Origin of the sequence: Leptospira wolffii serovar Khorat str. Khorat-H2 (assembly GCF_000306115.2) — a bacterium.
Taxonomy (GTDB): domain Bacteria; phylum Spirochaetota; class Leptospiria; order Leptospirales; family Leptospiraceae; genus Leptospira_B; species Leptospira_B wolffii.
Genome location: NZ_AKWX02000007.1, coordinates 952,810 through 970,000, shown reverse-complemented (window position 1 = coordinate 970,000; position 17,191 = coordinate 952,810). Strand labels below are relative to the sequence as shown.

At 46.0% G+C, this 17,191-nt stretch carries 14 protein-coding genes (1 of these 14 cut by a window edge); 2 read left to right on the top strand and 12 right to left on the bottom strand.

What is annotated here, in order from left to right:
* On the top strand, nucleotides 1-1,052 hold the 3' portion of the coding sequence (locus LEP1GSC061_RS08765; RefSeq protein ID WP_016544482.1) for a hypothetical protein. Its footprint begins 364 nt before the window's first position; 1,052 of the gene's 1,416 nt are visible here — the last part of the coding sequence; the start codon falls outside the window, past its left edge; the stop codon is at nucleotides 1,050-1,052.
* Nucleotides 1,053-1,070: 18 nt separating this feature from the next.
* On the opposite strand, the gene LEP1GSC061_RS08760 is transcribed toward LEP1GSC061_RS08765, so the two are convergent.
* The 9 genes from LEP1GSC061_RS08760 to LEP1GSC061_RS08720 form a co-directional block, all read right to left on the bottom strand.
* Nucleotides 1,071-1,886, bottom strand: a complete 816-nt coding sequence (locus LEP1GSC061_RS08760; protein WP_016544194.1) for an NADH-quinone oxidoreductase subunit B family protein — start codon at nucleotides 1,884-1,886, stop codon at nucleotides 1,071-1,073.
* Complete coding sequence (locus tag LEP1GSC061_RS08755) at nucleotides 1,883-3,301, bottom strand: hydrogenase large subunit (protein WP_016544230.1); 1,419 nt, start codon at nucleotides 3,299-3,301, stop codon at nucleotides 1,883-1,885. Before LEP1GSC061_RS08755 ends, LEP1GSC061_RS08760 begins: the two co-directional genes overlap by 4 nt.
* Entirely contained in the window at nucleotides 3,298-4,518 is a 1,221-nt protein-coding gene (locus LEP1GSC061_RS08750; RefSeq protein ID WP_016544587.1) for a proton-conducting transporter transmembrane domain-containing protein, read from the bottom strand. Before LEP1GSC061_RS08750 ends, LEP1GSC061_RS08755 begins: the two co-directional genes overlap by 4 nt.
* Nucleotides 4,515-5,123 (bottom strand): membrane protein, encoded by a 609-nt coding sequence (locus tag LEP1GSC061_RS08745; protein ID WP_016544474.1) that lies wholly within the window; start codon nucleotides 5,121-5,123, stop codon nucleotides 4,515-4,517. The genes LEP1GSC061_RS08750 and LEP1GSC061_RS08745 overlap by 4 nt, the downstream gene beginning before the upstream one ends.
* Nucleotides 5,124-5,125: 2 nt before the next feature.
* Entirely contained in the window at nucleotides 5,126-6,013 is an 888-nt protein-coding gene (locus LEP1GSC061_RS08740) for an NADH-quinone oxidoreductase subunit H (protein ID WP_016544847.1), read from the bottom strand.
* Nucleotides 5,983-7,701 (bottom strand): proton-conducting transporter transmembrane domain-containing protein, encoded by a 1,719-nt coding sequence (locus LEP1GSC061_RS08735; RefSeq protein WP_016544422.1) that lies wholly within the window; start codon nucleotides 7,699-7,701, stop codon nucleotides 5,983-5,985. The genes LEP1GSC061_RS08740 and LEP1GSC061_RS08735 overlap by 31 nt, the downstream gene beginning before the upstream one ends.
* Before the next feature lie 19 nt (nucleotides 7,702-7,720).
* Nucleotides 7,721-9,619 carry an alginate export family protein gene (locus tag LEP1GSC061_RS08730; RefSeq protein ID WP_016544566.1) on the bottom strand — a complete coding sequence of 633 codons (1,899 nt, stop codon included), beginning with the start codon at nucleotides 9,617-9,619 and terminating at the stop codon, nucleotides 7,721-7,723.
* Between the two features lie 152 nt (nucleotides 9,620-9,771).
* On the bottom strand, nucleotides 9,772-11,082 hold the full coding sequence (locus LEP1GSC061_RS08725; protein ID WP_232218384.1) for a SulP family inorganic anion transporter: 1,311 nt from the start codon (nucleotides 11,080-11,082) through the stop codon (nucleotides 9,772-9,774).
* Nucleotides 11,083-11,126: 44 nt separating this feature from the next.
* On the bottom strand, nucleotides 11,127-12,095 hold the full coding sequence (locus tag LEP1GSC061_RS08720) for a sodium-dependent bicarbonate transport family permease (protein WP_016544927.1): 969 nt from the start codon (nucleotides 12,093-12,095) through the stop codon (nucleotides 11,127-11,129).
* A gap of 697 nt (nucleotides 12,096-12,792) precedes the next feature.
* Here LEP1GSC061_RS08720 and LEP1GSC061_RS08715 point away from each other — a divergent pair.
* A complete protein-coding gene (locus LEP1GSC061_RS08715; protein ID WP_232218383.1) occupies nucleotides 12,793-14,247 on the top strand; it encodes a helix-turn-helix domain-containing protein in 1,455 nt (484 codons plus the stop codon).
* 8 nt (nucleotides 14,248-14,255) lie between these two features.
* Here LEP1GSC061_RS08715 and ychF read toward each other — a convergent pair whose 3' ends face one another.
* The 3 genes from ychF to LEP1GSC061_RS08700 form a co-directional block, all read right to left on the bottom strand.
* Nucleotides 14,256-15,353, bottom strand: coding sequence for a redox-regulated ATPase YchF (gene ychF, locus LEP1GSC061_RS08710; RefSeq protein ID WP_040508149.1), 1,098 nt, complete (start codon nucleotides 15,351-15,353; stop codon nucleotides 14,256-14,258).
* Between the two features lie 100 nt (nucleotides 15,354-15,453).
* A complete protein-coding gene (locus LEP1GSC061_RS08705; RefSeq protein WP_040508148.1) occupies nucleotides 15,454-16,461 on the bottom strand; it encodes an LIC11612 family fibronectin-binding protein in 1,008 nt (335 codons plus the stop codon).
* A gap of 8 nt (nucleotides 16,462-16,469) precedes the next feature.
* On the bottom strand, nucleotides 16,470-17,120 hold the full coding sequence (locus LEP1GSC061_RS08700) for a hypothetical protein (RefSeq protein ID WP_016544926.1): 651 nt from the start codon (nucleotides 17,118-17,120) through the stop codon (nucleotides 16,470-16,472).
* Nucleotides 17,121-17,191 lie beyond the last annotated feature (71 nt).

Sequence of the window (17,191 nt, the reverse complement as noted above, 5' to 3'; positions counted from 1 at the left end):
GGAACGAGGAGGCAGCTCGCGCCGCCATCAGGGAACAGGCGGAAGCGGTTAGAAAAGTCTTTTCTAAAGAACAACTTTATGTGATAGAAGGGATCACGAATACGGATCTGATGTCCGAGACTCTGGAGTTCGATGACGGAACCGTTATAGATTCCCAGGAAATAGTGGCAAATTTCGGCTTTAACGAACCTTCCGAGATATTCCATTCCGCTTTTTTAAAATATAAAATTAAGGATCCTGCGATTTCCAAAAATGTGGGATTTAAGACTCCGGAAGAATTATTTGCCGGAAAGATTCCGTATTTTTATGCGGATTTCCAGACTTCCCTTTCCCTGAAGTCCTTTTTGATTCGTGAGATTTCCGCTATCATCTCCTCAGGAGAAATCGATTCCCAAAAATTGATACAACCGGATCTATTTCACGCAGTTTACGGGAAACTTTCGGGAATCAAGGATCTGCCTGCTACGCTTCTTCCTGGTTTATTATATCAGATTATATGGAATGTCGCCTATACACTGAACCAAAAGCGTAAACTTTCCAAGTTACCTGCCGAAGAACGTTGGAAACATTTGGACCATGCGGAAGAACTGATCTGCTACGGAGAAGGCTTCGAATTATTACAAAGAAATAAAGCGGTTCTGGTAAAGACCGGGAGAGGGGACGATATCGACGCGCTACTCGTTGCCAAAAAGGTTTTGGAGAAGAATAGACAGAATGATCCTAAGCCCTACCCTATTATCGTTCATTTGAATGTGGAGATTTCCGGTGAGATCAGAAGCTGGGAAGATTTTAACGAAAACGTTTCCTCTAGAGTGAATACCATGGTTCGGAATTTGGAAGCGGTCTTTCGAAACCAAGAGGAAGTCGTGATCTTGACTTCATATTCTTATCTGGATCAAAAAAGATTTTATCCGATCCATACGAAATTGGACCCGAGTATTTCTTATCCTACCGACGTGATTTCGGATATAAACGGAGAGGATAAATTTTCCGGGATCGGTTTGAAGACGAAAGAAGCGTTTTACGCAGGGGAAATGATCACCTCTGCGTAAAACTTTAGGGTGGGAGATTTAAGGTTTAGATCTTCGCTCGGCAATGAATTTGGAAAGTTCTTCCCTGAAGGAGAACTTTCTTCTTCCCATCAAATAACGAAATGCGCTTATAAGCACATCCGGTCTAGGAGGATCTCCTCCTATGAACAGATCCGGTTCTTTCGGAAGTCTTCCTCTCTGGAATAAACCTCCGGAAACCGCTTCCGTTCCCGCCGCGATTAAAGCCTTCGGACCGGGCATCGTATCCCAGGCTACTTGAAGAGGGATTTCCATATTAGGACCGACTGGGCCCGCGTAAACTACGGCATCCGCGTGTTTGGGAGAGGCGACCACTCTTACCATGCTTGCTTCGCTATCGAAAACTGCGTTAAAGCTGGCATTGATCTCCGCCTCCGTCGCGTTGTTCCCGCTGGCTGCGACTTCTCGGAATTGAAATCCAGTATTCTTGGTGATCTTGCGGAATTGCTCGACTTCTTCCGAGATATTCTCCTCGTAGCCTTGGGGCACTCCGTCTATATAACGAACTTTTAATGCTTCCCTATCTACGGAATACACGTGAATGAAACCGGAATTTTCCAGTTGGTCGGGGGCCGCTTCCACACAATGACCGCATTGCAAACATGCACCGTAATCGAAAGTGACTTCCTTATTGGAGGTGACCTTGAGTCCTCCCGTCGGGCAGATTTTCTCTACGGACTTGTCCAGATGGAAGCTCCCTTTTTTCGGATTCGGGATGGGGATTCCCCGCGCATTCGGATTTGAGACCGATAGCTTCTCGAAATTAAGATTCTTTGCGGGACTAAGAATATTCCAGAGTTCTTGGAGTTGTTTCATAGATCCACCCCTACATAACTAAGATTGAAAGATTTATTGTTTAAAGGGAAATCCCCAATGTTTTCGCCGCGGACCGCTAATTCCAGGGCATGCCAATTCAATACGGAAGGATCTCTGACATAGGCTTCCGCGATTTCTCCCGAGGATTTGAGTTGGAAAGCTGCGAGCACTGGACCTCTCCAGCCTTCGACCGCTCCGTGGTAAACCCCCGGCTTGGCCTTGCCTACTTTCGATTTTTGGAATGCTTCGTAGGAGGATGTGAAATTCTTCAGAAGAGGAATTGCCCTGGTCAGCCACTTGCCGCTATTCTTCAATTCCTCGTATCTTAGATAGAATCTGGACCAAGCGTCCCCTTTCATCTGTCCGGAATCCAAGGTTAAATTGATATTTTCTCCCGCCAGAGAATAAGTCGAATCGTGTTGTCTGAGATCCCTGGAGATCCCCGCGCATTTTTCCACCATTCCCACGAATCCAAGATCCCTGATCTGCTTATGAGTGATGACTCCGCAGATCTGCAGTCTCTCTCTGTTCGTGGATTTCGCGGCGGCTCTTTCGAAGTGACCTGCGATTTCTTCTGTAACGTCGGAGATTCTTTTTGTCAGTTCGGAAAGGAAAGATTCGGAAAGATCCTTTCTTAAGCGTACCTTTCCTGCGGAAAGAGCGCCTCTTCCGAACCGGTTTCCGGTCAAGGCTTCCATGACTCCTAGGGGGACTCCCCTTTGCATGGAGCAAATTCCTTGGAGAGGATAATATCCTACGTCACCCGCGATTGCTCCCAAATCTCCGATATGGATCGCAATCCTTTCGACCTCTAGTAGAACCGTTCTTGCAAAATTCACTTCTTCCGGGACTTGGATATCGTGAGCCTCCTCGAAGGCCTTACTGAAAGCGATCGCATAAGCTATACTGGAATCTCCGGAGATCGCTTCCGCATACGGAGCGATCGAGTCTTTGTTTAAACCCTTCATTTTCTCCAGAAGTCCTCTGTATTGGAATCCTAGGCGGATGTCCAAATTACGAATCTCTTCTCCTTCTACTATGAAACGAAAATGTCCCGGTTCAATGACGCCGGCATGGATGGGCCCCACGGCATGAGAATAAAAGGACGCAGGTACGGGAACGTTGATGCCTCGGTAAACCAGGTCTTTGATTCCGTCCTTGGTTACGAATCTATCCAAAAGATGTTTTCGATCCTGGGAAAGATACTTCTCGTATTCTATCTGAGAATAATCTTCCGGACCCTGATCGTTTCCTAAACTATGCCTAAGGACCCATATGGGATTTACGGAATCTTCATATAGCTTCTTATCGGAGGTCTTGGATAACGTTTCTCTTTCGATTCCGTCTTTGGTCAGCCAGAATCTATGGGTTTGCTTGGTTTCGGATGTCTGAAAAATTCCGGTTACGTTCTTCATAATATTCCCTGCAATAGAAGGTAGAATCCCCAGCAACCGGTGCTAAGGAGAATAAACAACAGGAAGAATCCGTTCGTCATTCGGATTCGGAGAATGGTGGCGACTTCCTTTTGGAATGGTCTGCCCTTGATGTTCAAGAGAGGGGCAAGTTTATACAACATTACTCCGAAGAACACCAGGCCTAAGATCGGAACCAAGATAACGAACGACTTTCCTCCGATCTGTCCGGATTTGATCAGAACGATATCCGTTACGAAAATGGGAGAGCCCGGCATCACAAACGCTAAAAAGAGGGCCAGAATGAAAAGGGAAAGAGCCGGCTTGTGAATGGAATCGGCTTGTATGATTTTACCCAATTCCCTTTTGCCGGCGTCCATTCGGACGATCCCCATGCTTATGAACAGAAGGGATTTCACCACGAGATTAGTGGCCATCATGTATAGAAAGACCGTCTCGCTCAGGTCCATCCAAAGAAATACGGCCAAAGCTCCCGTATGAAAAAGGGCGACTTTTGCGGAAATTCTTCTGATATCGTCCCGATCGTATACTGCGAAAATACTTAATAAAATCGTAAATATCCCCAAAACCAATAAACCGTCCGCTCCGCTGAAAGTATGAGGGAATAATTGGTGGTCCAGATGAACGAAAGGTCGCAGGGCGAAACAGACCGAAACCGGAATAAAAGCGGAAAGCAAGGAGGAGACTTGCGTCGGACTTTCTCCGTAAGTATCCTCGATCCATACGTGATTCGGAAAAAGTCCGAGCTTAGCCGTATATCCGAAAATCGCGAGCCACAAACCTATTTCCACCCAAATGATCTCCGGATGAGAGGATGCATTCGCGGCTAAATATTCGATCGGTTGATTGATCACATGCAAGGAAGCCATGATTAGGACGATTCCCAGAAACGCGATACCCAGACCGAAGGAATTGATCAGTAGGAACTTCCAAGCGATCGGAAAGGATTTTGTCGTTCTACTCGAAGAGATCAATAAGGATCCTACGAATGTGGTGGCTTCTATCAAAACCCACTGGAGAGTAGTCGCGTCGTCCCAGCCTCGTATAAACCAAACCGCGAAATTCAGTCCGGCACAAATTACGAGCAGAACGGACCAGAAGAATAGATTCGTCTGTCCTTTGGTGGGAGCGAGAACATAGGTCAAAAAAATCAGAACGAAAACCGCGGCTCCGATTCCTAAAAGAATTTCGAAATTCATCGCGTTTCTCCTTTCCCTAATTCGCTATTGATCCGAAGGGCGGCTCCCGCTCCGATGATCAGCACCGCGTCGAGGAAGGATCCCAACTCCGCCCCGATCGGGACTCCCGATTTCAAAAGCAGCGTTAGGAGAAAGGTCCCATTCTCAAAAATACTGAAACAGGCGATGACCCCCACCCAGTTCCTTCGGACGATGAATCCTATGACTCCCACATAGATGAGTAGAAGCACGTAAAGAAGTCCGAATTGGTGGCTTTTTCCGAAGAATGCGGAGACCATTCCCATGAAAACGAAACTAGTGGAAGCTCCCGCGAAAAGAAGTCCTAACGTAGGAAGATATCCCACCTGTGGGAACGTAGACTCGGGAGAATTGATTCTTCTTGCGGTCCATAACAGAATGATCGGGGTGAGTATTCCCTTGAAGACGACCACCATTCCGGCCAAGAATAGGGAATGGAATCCGTCTCCCCCTTCTTCTTGGTATAAAGGAAGAAGAAGAAGGAATCCTTGGATGCTGAGAAGAATGACGACTCTCTTCAGGCGATTTTCCAATAGGATCATTACGCCAGTAAGAAGAATGATGAGATAAGTTAGGTCGTTACTCATGCTTATTTACCTAATTTTAATAGAATGCCGAGTATCAGCATGAATATGAAGTTCAAACCCAAGAGTTCCGGGATCCAAACCCATTTTCTACGGGTGCTGTTCGCTTCCCAATAACCTATGAATGCGGAGAATATAATGGCTCCCCCCACGGCGAAAGATTCCTTCCAGATCGGGACCGTAGCCACATTTAGGAAGAATTCCAAATGTTCCAATCCCAGTTTAGTCATAAGAAGAAAGAAGGATGCGGTTTTGAACTGATGCGCCAACTCGAATAGGGCTCTCGTTCTACCGGACGCTTCGAGTAACATTGCCTCGTGGACCATTGTCAATTCCAGGTGGGTTCTCGGATCGTCAAACGGAGGTTTGGCGAGTTCCGAAAGCACGATCAGAGTCGCCCCTAAGAAGAATAGGATTCCGAAGGATATATTCGCGAAATTCGACTGGAATACCACATTGGATTCGAAAACCACAAGTACTAGGATGAGAACCGGTTCTCCGAAGATGAAAAGTAGAGTTTCTCTTGCTGCTCCCATTCCTCCGAAGGAAGTTCCGTTTTCCACCGCGTAAGCCACGGTCGCAAAACGGATCATCCCCACTAAGAAAGGTATGAATAGCAAAGACGCCCATTCGAAGGAAACAAGAGACCATAATACGAGTCCGAAAGAAAACGCTAGGATCGCGGAACTTTCCGAGAAGAAACCGGAGAAAGGACCGTCGATCGGATATTTTCGGATCGTCCGAACGGTATCGTAAAAGATCTGGAGAACGGGGGCTCCTTTTCTGCCCTGAGCGTAAGCCCTAACTTTTTGTAATATACCTCCGCAAAGGAACGGAAGCGATAGAAACGATAGGATTTGGATCAGTAGACCCAAGACAACAGTTGTGCCCAAATGTCCCCCTCCGCCAAACGAACGACGATAATAACGATCAAGATTGCAAGAACTGTAAAGGAAGAATAGGTCAGATCGACGGAGATCGATTCGTCGTCCGCGCCCCGAATCTTAGCTTTCAAGGAGGAAATCACCTTGAGAAGAATCCGGATGAAGCCCTTGTCCAATTTGGAATAACCTTCCGAAGTAACGAAATATTTTCCCAAGGGAGCGGCAAGCGGATCGGAAAGTGCCGAACTACCGATCGCCACTTCCGACCCGCCGAATAATCCGCCGCAATCCCACAGTTTTCTCTCTTTTATTTTATGTCTGAGTCCTAACACCCCGACGGTCGTAAGTATTACGAGTCCGATCACGTTGACGATTCCGATTCCTTGGAACCAGGAAGCGTCCAGCCAGTCCACTCTCCATGCGTAATAATTCGCGAAGAATAGGACGGCAACCGGAGCTAATAATACGAGGCTCCCGGTAAGTATTAAGGAAACTTGAATTACTCGGTTTAGTCCGTGGTCCTCGAATTCTTTTCTCGGACGGGATAATACGAGTCCCAAGAATAAGCGAAGATGGGAAGCGGCTCCGATCGCAAGTCCTGTGCAGACCAAAATCAATAGAGGAAGCACTAGGATAGCGCTGGTTCCCGGAACGGTAAGCACTACGGAAAGCAATTTAATGAAAGTCGCTTCGGAGAGAAATCCGGTCGTACCTGGAATCGCGAGGAAACTCATGGTTCCTACCGCGGCCAGGAAAGTGGGAATATGGCTGATTCTTCCCACACCCGTGCTCTCGTCCACATTAGAGGAACCGGAGAGCTTGGTCAGATACCCGAAGAATAGGAATTGGAAGGTTTTACTGATACTATGGTGGACCAAAGAGATCAGAAATAAGGCGCCGAAGGCCTTGCTTAATAATTTCAATTCCTCCGATTCACTATTCTGCCAATAGGAAGAAAGAAAAAGACAAAGCCATAGGAAGTTCATATTCTCCACGGTGCTATAAGCGATGGATTTCTTGATTTCCTTACTGAATAAGGCGGTTATCCCCGCCCAGAAAACTCCGATACCTGCGATGGGAATCAGAATGGTAGCATATGGCGTTCCTGGCAATAAGGGAGCCGCGAATTTAGTGAATAAGACGAGAGGAAGATTCACAAGTAAGCCGGAATAAGCGGCGGAGGCATGTGCGGGAGCGCCGGCATGAGCTTCCGGTAGCCAATAATGAACTCCGAAGAATGCGGATTTTACGAGTAATCCGGCGACTAAGAAGAATAATCCGGAGGCAGGATCGCTGGAATAGATCCAAAAAGTGAAGAAGAAGGCTCCGATTCCGCCCGCAGCCACGAGAGCCACGAAACTTCGAATCGAACCTTCGTTCCATTTTCCTCCGGTGTATAACAGAAAGGAACTGATCGTGGATAATTCCCAAAAAAGAATCAACCAAACGCTTTTTCCGACCAGATAGCATAAGCCGGTGCTTAGAAAAAAGATCGCATAACCCAGAATGATAAGGGGCTTTCTTTCCTTTTCATATCCGTAAACATAAGCGGAGATGAAACTTCCAAGAACGGCTTGTAAAACCAAGCCGATTCCGATCGAACTATCCTTACCGAGAAACTCGAAGCCCAGCACGTTTCCGATGAGAAACGGAGCTAAAAGCGACGTGATTACGGATAGATACGCCAATACTGTCATACTGTATCAAACTTCCTTTTTAGAACCCTGCGTTTACCTGAAAGAAGAACATATGCGCTTGGGATGCGGTTCCATTCGCCCCAGTCGCGACTCCGGTATTTAAATGGAGTCCGGCCGTCTCCGTTGAGGTTGCCTGAGTGTTATAATGATAAAGAGCGTTTCTTTGGTTTTTGACGGAGTTACCCGCAGTTAGGATACCGCCTCCGATCCAGAGGGAAACATAGTCGTTTATAATATACATCCAGGTGAAATCCACCTCGTTATAGATGTTCTTACCCGTTCCGCCGACAGCGACTGTGGTTTGTCCCGCGCCGTTCGATTCTGTCGTAAAACCGGTGTTGGCCGAACCGTTGATCGCATACCAAGCGTCCTGGGTCTGCACTTTATTGTTAACGATATAGGCGGCATAGAAGGTCCCGAAATTATCCGTTTTGTAGGAGAGGTTAATATTATAAGAACTTAAGTTCTTGGTATCGATATTCTCCGAGAGACCGGATACGTTATTCCAATAAGGAAATACCCCAAAACGAGGTCCTGGAAGGGTTTGGAAAGTTCCGTTACTTCCGTCCGTGCGGTTTCTATCCCCGGATGCGTATGTATACTGTACCCCTGCTCTTAATTTTTCCCAGAAGGTATAACCCGTTTGGAAAACATGGAAAGAGCCGGAGTATTTCTGAGCCTGGGTACCATAGACTTGGCCTGTTGCACTTAAGCCCGCGATATTTTCTTGTGCATAAGAGTTTAGAAGAGGGTCCTTAACGGTCCTTTGTCCGGTCGCTCCGGATTGCCAAGCGCTTTCAATCGCCCAGTCTAAACCTCCCCAGAATCCATCTTTAGGAAGGTTATTATTCGCAGTACGGTTCGTAATTCTAAAACCTGTGGTGATTAGATCGCTTTGTTGTTTGGACCAGGTATTCGCAGAGTTCAGATCCAGATCGGATTTGGCTCCTGCGCTTGCGGTCTTCTTTGTAAGCACTCCGATGGAATACACATCCACAAGAAACCAGTCTTTTACTGTGAAGGAGTTATAAGTTCCCACTAAATACTGATCCGGTTGCCCCGGGTTTACCACCACAGTCTTTCCGGTTGCAGGATCTACGGCACTCACTGGCGCGTTTGCGGAAAGCACACCGTTTACGCCGTTTTGGTTGGCGGCGATTTTAGTTCCGAAGAAATGGATCTTATAGTTGTCCTGGTCGAACATAATCTTAGCTCCGTCGTAAGAGAGGCCGTTTATTGTCCAGTTGGCGCCGCCGATCATTCTCTGGTCTCCGTAAGCCAGAATCTGTCTACCGAGTTGCACTTTCGCGTTTAAGGGAAGTTTTTTCACAAGAATGAACGCTTCCCGGATGCTCGTCTGACTAGGAATATTATTACCTGTAAGCCCGCTAGAATTATTGGTCGTCGTAGTTCCAGTCCCGTCGAAGGTGTTGGCGCGAACGTCGCCTGCGCTTGCGGGGGTTTCTCCCCCCCAAACTCTTGCGTCTTGGACGGTTACCTTTGCCGAGAAATAGGGGCTCGGGTCTATGATGAAGAATAATTGGGAGGTCTGCATCGCTCTGGATGTATATCCCTTATTCGATTTATCGAAGCTTAGATTATATCTGTCTTCATAACGAGGTCTCACATAAGCGCCTACACGTATCCAATCGTTCAGCCACGCTTTTTTGCGGTTAGCGACTTTTTTGCCCAGTTCAGGCTCGAAGAATGTACTCCTAGTAAAATCGGGTGTTAAACCGCTGGATTTCATCGGAGATACGTAGGAATCCTCTTCCTCTGCAACGGATTTGGAGGCTTGGGAAGAATCGGGCGCATTTTGCGCGAATAGATTCGCGGAAGACACCAGCGCGAAAAGCGAAAAGTAAATTACGTATTGGAAACGAGCAAAAAGTTTAAGAAACTGATGCGATTTGTTCATGGTTCCGGGACCTTTCCTAATAAGAATAAATTGCCAACTCATCCGATATAACCGTCTGTATTTTTTTCGGTTCTTTCTTTTTCTTTAAGAGACGAATCTCGGGACTTTTCGGATCCCCGCATACGTCTTTGTACTAATTCTCTGGTTTTAAGTCAATGTACGATTTCCTCGTTTAAGACTTGTAAAGCTACAGTAGATTCTTCGGGACGCCTGGAATAGCGTCTTTTGAAATAGGACCAAATTTCAGTATTCGAAACCCCGTCTCTTTTCCAGCGCACGATGGAAATTACACCATGCAGGAATAGGGCGATCAGTAGTCCTTCGAAGATTCCGAAGTTGAATACGAATAATCCGCAAACGATCGAAAGGCAGAACGGATAAACACCCTCCTGCATCACATGATTGAGTCCTTCAATCATTTTCCATCCTGTGAAGATCATGACTATTCCCAGGGAATACTCTGGAAGATGGGTCAACAATTTAGGATAAACCAATACGATCGTAATCACCAACGCAACGAACAGATTGGATAATTTGGTCATCGCGCCCGCTACCGAGTTCGTAGTTCCTTTGGCGAGACCGTCCAGATTCGTCATACCTCCGAAAAAACTGGAACCCAAGTTGGCGATCCAAATCGAAAACAGACTATTATTCGAATCGCACTTCCTTTTCAGAGGATCCAGCTTTTCGATGGCGACGTTGCTCATTACTTGTTCGATGACGTCTATCGTAGCTAACATAAGAGAATATCCCGTCATTTCTACCACCAATACCGTGGTATGCATGAGGCTAGGATCTCCATGGGGGTGAGGCAAAGGGAGACCCAGCTTGAACGGTACATTATCGACTGCCAGCATGGGAAGATCGTAAAAGAAGCTGATCAAAATCCCTAGACCTATCACGATAAAATACGGAATACCCGGCTTGGTCGATTTAAATCTACGGTAAAGCAGTACGAACGCGACGAACGATAGGATGGAAAGTGCTAAAACGAAGAATCTATCTTCGCTAAGCCAATTTCCGGAAGTCTCGTGCTCCACGGCGTACATATATGGAACGAATTTAAGCGCGATCTTAAGACCGATCCCTGCGAGAAGACCTTCCACCAAGTAATGAGGGACCGTCTTAAGGATAAACCCTTCCCATCTGAACTTCCATACTATAATCTGAAAGACCGAGGTCAGAAAGATTAGGAATGGCATATTCTCCCTACCGAAAGTATGTATACCTAAGGCTAACGCTGGAGCTAGACCGGCCGCGATTCCGGGAACTCCCACGAAATTTCCGGGTTTGAACAACGCGGTGATGAATCCCACGATGCAGGCAAATACGACCGTCAAGAGTCCGGTTTGGATCGGATATTCCGACATTAGGCAGATGCCTACCGACAAAGGAATGGCGACGAATCCGGTGATCGTACCGGCAGCTGCATCTCTCCGCACATAAGTAAATATGTTTTTCAATGAGCTTGCCATAACCTTTGTCCAGTCCCTAATCTAATCCAACCTTATATTATGGTGACTAGATAATGATAGAGAGGGATTCCGAAGATGATATTGATCGGGAATACGATCGAGAGAGCTACCGTCAGGTAGATACTCGGATTCGCTTCGGGGATCATATCCTTCATTGCGGCAGGAACCGCTATATAGGAAGCGGAAGCGCAAAGAACCACAAACATAACCGCATCCCCTTGAGGCATATGGATCAGTTTGGTCAATAAGAGTCCCAGACCTGCGTTGATCACCATAAGTACTAGGGTTGCTCCGATCAGGAAGTATCCTACGTGGGTCAGTTCTTTAAAGCGTTTTGCAGCGGAAATACCCATATCCAGTAGGAAGAAAGTTAAAAATCCTTTGAAAAGATCTTCGGTAAACGGTTTCTCTGCGTTCCAGCCGCTGTCTCCCGTTAAATAACCTACGATCAATGCACCCACTAAAAGGTAGATGGAAGAACCGAAAAGGGCTTCGTGTAAGAGAGCCTTCCAGTTGATGGCTCCTCCCCCGTTGGCTTTGTTTTTGGAAAGCCTGTCGAGAATAACCGCGATCACGATTGCGGGAGATTCCATGAGGGCCATACCGGCGACGATGAAACCGCCGTATTCGATATTGAGATTGTGAAGATAAGCGCCGGCGGTAACGAAAGTCACGGCGCTAATCGATCCGAACGATCCTGCCAGTGCGGCTGCGTTATGCTTCTCTAATTTGATTTTAAGAATATAATAAGCGTAGATCGGAACTAAAGTAGCCATTGCGGAACAAGCGATCAAAGTGAGGGCGTGTTCGGAGGTGAAGGGTGTCTTATAAAGCTCGTGTCCACCCTTGAACCCGATGGCAAACAATAGGTACATTGAAAAGAACTTTGATAGGGCTTCCGGAATCACCAGATCGGATTTGAAAATGATGACTCCCATTCCCAGGAAGAAGAACAATACTGGTGGGTTCAATATGTTCTGTAAGATCGCTGAATCTGCCATTGCTAAACTCCTATTTTTCTTCGAGCTTTCTGGCGGTGTGTGCCTTCGACTCTTTTGTCCACTTCCCATTTGGAAGGAACCTTTTAATTACAAGACCTTCCAAACTTATAAAACTGGACACTAAAAAATACTTTATTTAGGAAAAAAATCTATTTTATAAACGCATCGAATTTTGGTGCTTAGTAATTGGGCAGAATTGTTCGAATCTAATGTGTTTATGCCAGCCTGTCAGCAGTTTTTAGGATGGCACTTTATCTCATATTTGTCTGAGGAAAAGAAAGTCTGAAAGAGCCTGGAAACTTGCCGGATCTTAGCTCAAATAAATTAGCCCCAAAAGGCTATTTCATCTTTCCTGGTTTATAATTCTGTACTCTTTATTTTTTAAGAAAGGCTTGGCTTAGAAATTTGAACGCTCGGAAAACTTTGGACTGAATTCTATAAAAAAGGAAATGACGGGTCCAAAAAAGCTTGGTATTCTCCCATTGGGGAATTTCATAGGAATCAAGCTTAGATGGTTGCCTTTTTTCATATCTTTCGGAGGAGACAGAGGTCTCGTCTCGACTCGGGCAAACGCTTTTTCCTAATTTCCCTTTTCTTTTTAGTAGGTTATTCTTCCCTCCTATCTTCCCCCGAGGCTCCGGAAGCGGAGACGATCCGTCTAAATTCCCTTTCTCCGGTCGAAAATATCAGTCCTAAAATGGAATATAGGTACAGAGGCTATCAATTCCGGCATTGTAAGCTGGAAACGATAGCTTCTCTGCATCAATTGGAATGGCATCATAATGGAGGAAGCGTTCTTCGGGTGAAACGTAGTCCCGCCGGCAATTGGCTTCGCTTTCGGCTGAAAAACGACGGAACCGGACCCATGCTTCGGACTCTTGTACTATTTTGGCTGAATATTCCGGATGCTGAGCTTTGCTCAGTGGATTCAAAGGGAAAATTCGAGGCCGGATTTTCAGGATACGACGTGGATCCTCTTTGGGACGATCTGGTATCCCCTCTCCCCCATTTCAATATCCGTTTGGAATCCCAGGAAGAAAGGACCTTTTACTTATACGTGCTATCGAATGAGGATATCAATTATCCAGTCCGCCTGCTTTCAGAAGACGATTACATGGTAATCGTGAGACTTCGTTCGGTATTATTCGTTTCCATCGGCTTCGTATTGCTTCTCGCCATAGCTTATAATCTATTCTATTATTTACGATCCAGGCGTCTGACCTTTTTGGCTTTGCCTCTGCATTTGGCCTCGGTGGCCGCTACCCTATATTTCCTGCATGGAAAGGAATTCGCTTCGATTGCCGGTAACGAGAATAATCTATTTCGGCATAATTATTTCTTATTCTTAGGCGTAACTCACATCGCATTCTTCCTATATCTTGCCGCTTGGAATCGGGAAGAAAACGGCGGAGTTTATAAGTCTCCCCTCTTCTGGTTGGTTTGCATTGCGGGCATTCTATACCCGTTGATTCCACTTTACCAGTTTTGGTACGATCATAGAATTCTTGTTTTGGTCGTGAATTACGGCCTCATGCTTTTTTATTTCGGAAAGACTCACGCTTCTTCCATTCGTGACCATAGCGTTTACGAAATGTTCTATGTCACGGTCTGGAGCATTTTCCTATTGCTGGATCTTTACAAAACGATCTTTCATTTCGATTTCTATCCGTACAATAGAATGGCGGTTTACGGAGTGATGTATTATCTGCCTCCTTTGACCGCGTTCGTGTCCCTTCTATCCAAGGAGATCATTCGCAGGCGGGAAGAAGGTGACGGTTCCGCCAAAAAGAGTCATATCGCTTCTTTGGATGTGGGAGATTATGTGAATCGTATCGAGGCTCTTCTTACCAAGGATAAGATTTATTTAACCAAGGCCTTGAAGGAAGAGCATATGGCTCGCGAGTTGGGAATCAATATCCACCAATTGTCGGAGTTGATCAATTCAGAATTCAAAACGAATTTTCCTTCTCTCATCAACCAATACAGAGTAGAGGAAGCCAAGGATCTATTGAAGCAATTCCCGGATGAGAATACTACTGAGATCGGTTCCAAAGCGGGTTTCAGTTCCCGCTCCGCATTTTACTTGGAATTTAAAAAAATTACGGGAACCAATCCGAACGCTTATCGGAAAGAAAGCACCGCCGGAAAATAAAGGAGCGTTTAAGCGTTTACTCGGAAATATACCACGTCCCCGTCTTGGACTATATATTCCTTTCCTTCTATTTTTAGTTTTCCTTCTTCTTTAACCTTGGCGGGACTTCCGGTTCTATCCAGGTCTTCGAATTTCATGACTTCGGCTCGAATAAACGCCTTTTCAAAATCGGAATGGATCACTGCGGCCGCGATCGGAGCGGGACTTCCTACGGAAGTCGTCCAGGCTCTCGCTTCCACTTCTCCTGCTGTGAAGAATGTGACGAGTCCCAGGAGTTTGTAAGCAGCCTGGATCATTCTATCCAATCCGCTTCTGGTTTCTCCGATCTCGGCTAAGAATTCAGCCTGCTCTTCTCGACTTAGGCCTGAGATTTCCTCTTCGAATTTTCCACAAAGCGTGACTACTTCGGCGCCTTCTTCCTTTGCCATTTTTTTTACAGCTTCTACCAAAGGATTGTCCTTAGAGGTTGCGGCCTTATCAGTGATATTCGCCACATACAAAACCGGTTTTGCGGTGATCAGATTGAAGGTCTTAGCCAATTTTTGTTCTTCCGGTTTGATGCCGGCTAATCTCGCGGGTTTTCCTTCTTTTAAGACTGCGATGATTCTATCCATTAGGGCGGCCGCTTCGATCGCTTCCTTGTTTCCCGCTTTGGCGTTTCTGGAAATTTTTTGGTATTGCTTATCTATGGATTCCAAATCGGCAAGGATCAGTTCCATAGTGACTACTTGAGCGTCGTCCACTGGATTGATCTTACCGTGGACGTGGGTGATATTATCGTCTTCGAAAGCCCGGACCACGTGACAGATTGCGTCCACTTCCCGGATATGGGAGAGAAATTTATTTCCAAGTCCTTCTCCCTGGCTGGCACCTTTGACGAGACCGGCGATGTCCACGAATTCCATAATAGCGGGAATCATTTTCTCGGGTTTATAGATTTCGGTGAGTCTTTCCAGCCTCGTATCCGGAACCTCTACGATCCCCTTATTGGGTTCGATCGTGCAAAACGGATAATTTTGCATCTCCGCACCCGCCTTGGTCAAGGCGTTAAAAATAGTGGATTTTCCCACGTTCGGTAGACCGACGATTCCGCAATTCAGGCTCATAGAAGTCAATTTTTGGAAACTCGGGAATCTGTAAATTCGTTTCGAAACCGGAAACGAAACCCGTATCGGAATCCAAGAGAATTCCGGTTCTAAGCGGATATTATTCCAGAATCCAGGATTTATTCGAATCCTTGGAATTGAGTATCTGGGAGTCCTCGGAGATTCGAATTAAGGATCCGTTTCTAAAGAATAATTCCAAAACGGATATTTTCAGAGAATTCGGGGTGGCTCCGCAACCGAAACTGTATTCTCCATTATGAAAACGCAAAGCTCTTTGTTCCGACAAAAGAACGATAGAGGGTAACTCGGCGGTGAGTTCCTTCTTTATCGCCTGCACGTTTTCCGTTATCGGATTCTCTTCTTCTATCGTTTGGGGACCAGGGTCCTGCACTAATAGAAAATGCAGATTATGAAACTCTAGATTCTTCCCAATCTCGGATTTAAAATCGGAGATCCAAGACTTGGATTGCAATGCTTCGATACTAGGAGAATAGAATGCGAATCCTAAGCCGGCCTCTTCTTTTGCGACCATGAGTCCTGGAGGAACGACCGGTTTCGCTTTCTTAAGAGAGGAAAGCTTTGCCTTTTTCTTCTTAGAAGAAGCGGCTTTTTTTGAAGGAGGTGCGGATGCGGGAGTAGGAGCGGTAGAATCTTGCTTCTGGACTTTGGTCTTAGCCGACTCTTTTTTGGATTTAGCTCTCTTACCTTTTTTCTTTATGGAAGCTTTGGAGACTTGTTTTGTTTTCGAGGCAACGGATACGGAGCCGGGGAAAACGACTTCTGCTCCTAAACTTGTCTTAAGCCTTTCCACCTCGGGAGAATTTTTAGGAAGAAAGGGGGCCGTTACTAGAAGAATGGCCCCTCCCCCTTCGGAGGTTCTTTGGGCTTTGTATCGTTTATACCAAATAGCGAGAGTTCTCTCGAAATCGAAAGGTATATCCTTATCCGAAGAACTAGGGCAATAGACGACGACTCCTACGGGAGAGTCTTTTCTTTTAGTAGGATCGGACTGGGAGAATAATCCGCCTTCTCCCGCTCCGAAAAGCAAAAGTAGTAGAAGCAAGGCAACACTTCTTTTTAGCGTGAGAGGACTCTCTTTGGCTAACATGCTCGTTCTTAGGCGACGCCGACCCTATGCTTTATGTTTTGATAATATTTCTTGAAGAGCGCGTCTTCTTTTTGTCGAAAGAATTCGGATCTTTCTTGGAATTTAGGGTCTAATTGGCTTAGGCAGGAGTTCATTTCGAAGAGATGGTTTTCCTCTTCTTTGATGATTCCCCCTATGGAGATTCCGATCTTATTCTCCTCTAAGATGCGGTCGTAGATTTCGTATACTAGTCCCGCTCTTTCTTCTATCATTTTTGTCACATACAAATAACAGAGAAACGTACGGGTCTTTCCTCGAAAGTCTTCGTCGGTCAGAGATCGGTCCACGCAGGAATCCAATTTCTGGAAATAGGAAATCGCGGAGAATCCAGCTAAAAGAGAATCCTTAGGAAAATCCTTGGGCCCATCCGGATCGATTTTTAACGCTAGCTTTTTGAAGAATGCGGCGTGTCTTGCTTCCTCCGCCGCGTGTCTTAATACCATTTCCGTAACGGAATATCCTGTTTGAGTATGATGGATCTTTCTGGATCCGATATGCTCTAATAGGGACAAGGTGTTTAACCACTTGAAATGGAGATCCCTGGATAATACGATTTTGGATAATAAGGAATCGATTTCTTGAGCCGTTACGCTTGGAGCTTTCGCAGAATTTGGAATCATCTGGCACTAGGATTTCCTTGGAGCGCAAAAAATCATCTATTTTCGTTCCTATCCTGAAAAATCTGCTTTCT